The organism is Paraburkholderia sp. SECH4, assembly GCF_030511745.1.
GTDB classification, from domain to species: domain Bacteria; phylum Pseudomonadota; class Gammaproteobacteria; order Burkholderiales; family Burkholderiaceae; genus Paraburkholderia; species Paraburkholderia madseniana.
The window spans coordinates 1-3035 of sequence record NZ_JALOCP010000100.1; the positions used below are offsets into that span (position 1 = coordinate 1).

Here is a 3035-nt window from a genome sequence, read left to right on the forward strand (position 1 = left end):
TGCTGGGGCGGGATGGAGCGCAGCGACTGACACGGCCCCGCGCGCCTTGACGCAGTGCAGGCTGTGGCTACGATCGCGAGAAAAGGACGGCGAATGAGGGGGACGGGAATTCGGCACGAGGAGTCCGCGGCGAAGCGAAACGCCGCGCGGCGAGCGCAACCTCGCGTAGCAAGCGATAGCGCCGCGGAGCGACACTTCTTCGAGGTACAACGCGCAGTCGAGCGGAGCTCGATGCGCGTGTAACGTTATCCGGGGCGCGATAGTCGCGCCCCGGCTGGACACTGGTCTGCCCGACTAGTCAGTGACCGGGCCCGGTCAGGACCCGGTGCGGCATCAGATAGGTGAGCGTTTTCAGGAAAGGTGAGCTTTATCAGGATACCAAAGCAAAAGCCCCTGCATCTTTTGCAGGGGCTTTTGTACTACTATGGCGTACAACGTAGGCGACGTCGTCAGACGGGTACGTTCGACATCGGCATTCTGCGCAGCAGCTGAGTAGTAAGGGACATGTAGCCATTCTCCAGGCGCGGGCAATGATCAGCGGCCCACTGTGCCGCAAGCGGAGATGCGAGCGCTTCCTCGACGACTGCGAGCTGCTCTTCGGTGCCGGCGACAATGCTGAGGTTGTGATTGATCGGGAGTACGCCTGGGGGCACGCGCACGGACTTCGGTGACGTGGCGATACGCGGCACGAGCAGCGACTCACGCGAGATATCCATCGCCGTGGACTCGGGAGGTACCCAGAGCTTGGCATTGCGACCGCGGGCGGCCATCCGGTGCATCTGGCTTGCGAGGTGCTCCATGATCTCGTCACACGGCCGCGTACGCGGCGTGGTGCGAATTACCCAGCGTGTCGGCTCCCCAAGCTTCCCGTCAACGATATCGTCCGTGTCCACAGCAGGCACAAGATATTCTGCCGGTAGCCTGCCGGCGGTCGATGCGTCTACGACGAACACGCCGGTGGTGCCGAGCCATGGGGCGATGCGGACCGTGGCGAACTCGCCCAGTGTCTTGTAGCCGGCATACCGGGTCACGTCGACGCCCGGATAGATCGGTTGCTCGGAGAGCTGAAGACCGCGCGCGGATCCGCCCTGCAGGACCACTGACACGGGATGAATGCGCGGAGGCGAACCAGCCTTGCGATGTTTTGGCCGGTAGAAGACATGGTCACCCTCTAGCCGCTCAAGGTGTGCAATGCAAAACCGCTCGCCGAGTGACTTCCGAAGACGGGCGGCACCCGAATTCAGCAGCCATCGATCGGCTGTGACAAACGCAATCCGGCCATCGGGGTGGACTGCGCGACCACACCGTTCGAGGAAACTATGGAGCAGATCCGCGGAGGCCCATTCCGGGACGTAGTCTGCGTACTGTTCGCGCAGATACCGTGGCACATTCGCCGCCCTTAAATAAGGTGGATTGCCCGAGATGAAATCCGCATAGGGTCGTGTCGGCCCATCGGTCAGAAAGTCGCGGTTGTAGACCATGTTCTGTGCGAGCTCTGCCGCGCGGGATGCGGAATGTCCGTATCGAGTAAATACCTGCGCGACGCGCGCGCGTGCATCGTGGCAGGCACCCGGGTGGATCTCCCATCCTTCGATAAGCGCACCCGGTTCGAAGCCGGCGGGCCGTGCCGCGAGCAAGCGATCGAGAGCGCGCGCGAGGAACATCCCATCACCACAGCTGGGATCCAAGAGGCGTCGGTCCTCGTGTGGCCAGCCTAGTCGATCGAGCAGTTGGTCGACAACGGGGCTTGCCGTATAGATTGCCGTCAACCAGTGCAACTCGTCGATCGCAGCACGCTTGATCTCTTCTGCTTCGTCGGTGAAGACCAGAGCGGACTGCGTAGCGCCGCCGAAACCGTCAAAGTCAATATTGCCCTGCATGAAGCCTCCGTGTTTGACTATGCCGCAGCGCGCATCTGGGGCGACGCCGCGTCGGATATCCGCGCGAGTTTCATCAGATACGCATATGCGTCGCTCGCACGGCTAGCCGCCGTGAACAGCGCGTTTTTATCCTTCTTCAGGACTCGAAGCCATGAGTCGAGATACGACGCGTGAAATTCGAGCTGTCCGGCGTCCATGCCAATACGGGCAAGACAGAACGCCGCGCCGAATTCGGCAACGAGTTCCTCAAAGGCGTAGGCTTCGTCTCCGAAGCGGCCACTCAGATCGCGCGCGAGTCGCTCCGGGTGTGCGGTCCAGTGGGTCAATTCATGGACGGCCACGTGGTAGAAATTCGCCGCAGATTCGAATCGGGTGCGCTCCGGCAGGAAACATTCGTCCGTGCTCATGCGATAGAAAGCGCGCTCGCCGGTCTCGATAATCGTGGCGCCGGAGCGTGTCAGGATCTGTTCGGCGACGGCGACGGGCTCAAACTCTTCATAGCGCGTTGCCGGCGCAACGCCGTCGATTTCTTCGACGTTGAATACGCTGAACGGCACCGGCGCCGGGAAAAACTCAATCTCGCCAGTTTCCGGGTCAACCCGCTCGCGTTGCGCAACTTTCAGCAAGCGACAATGTTTCGCACCGCGACGCACCTGGGCGCCGATGTCCTGTGCCTGCTTGTAGGTCATCCACTCATTACGAGCAAAGCCCCGGTCCGCAGCTTCTAGCCAGAGCAGCAACACATTGGTTCCGCTGTAGGGATTCTTGGTCGCGTAGTTAATCGGCAATCCGCCGCCTTGACTACGGGCCCAGAGATTGCCGGGCGACATACGGCCATCTTCGATTGCTTTGACAATGCGATCCGTGACTTCCTGCTTGAGGTCGATGATGGCGTTGCGGGAGCGCTTCATCACACACGCTCCATGATCACGTTAGGCAGCGGAACCAGACGCACAGATGCTGCATGCGATGCATGACAATCGAACTCCAAAAGCACCCCTGCTTCGGATTCGACTTGCACGGCTTGTGACATATATTTCTCCACGAGGTTTTGAGCTGACCGGATCCCTAGATTCCGAAGTCCCGGCGTTGGTGGTTTCTGCTGAGTCGGCGGTGCTTCTCGTCGTTGCCGCCGTTCCCCTGAGTTCGTCGTCC

At 61.0% G+C, this 3035-nt stretch carries 3 protein-coding genes; all 3 read right to left on the reverse strand.

Features of this window, described 5'->3' with window-relative positions; translation table 11 throughout:
* Nucleotides 1–449: 449 nt before the first annotated feature.
* On the reverse strand, nt 450–1880 hold the full coding sequence (locus tag M0D67_RS41840; RefSeq protein ID WP_266243630.1) for an N-6 DNA methylase: 1431 nt from the start codon (nt 1878–1880) through the stop codon (nt 450–452).
* 17 nt (nt 1881–1897) lie between these two features.
* Nucleotides 1898–2791: an ArdC family protein gene (locus M0D67_RS41845; RefSeq protein WP_266243632.1), complete on the reverse strand. Its 894-nt coding sequence runs from the start codon at nt 2789–2791 to the stop codon at nt 1898–1900.
* Nucleotides 2791–3035 (reverse strand): hypothetical protein (locus M0D67_RS41850; protein WP_266243635.1); only part of this gene is annotated, 245 nt, incomplete at its 5' end. The genes M0D67_RS41850 and M0D67_RS41845, both read right to left, overlap by 1 nt.

Bases quoted from the DNA above. Each gene is read 5' to 3' on its own strand.
- M0D67_RS41845 (WP_266243632.1), bottom strand. From the start codon at position 2,791: ATGAAGCGCTCCCGCAACGCCATCATCGACCTCAAGCAGGAAGTCACG.
- M0D67_RS41840 (WP_266243630.1), bottom strand. From the start codon at position 1,880: ATGCAGGGCAATATTGACTTTGACGGTTTCGGCGGCGCTACGCAGTCC.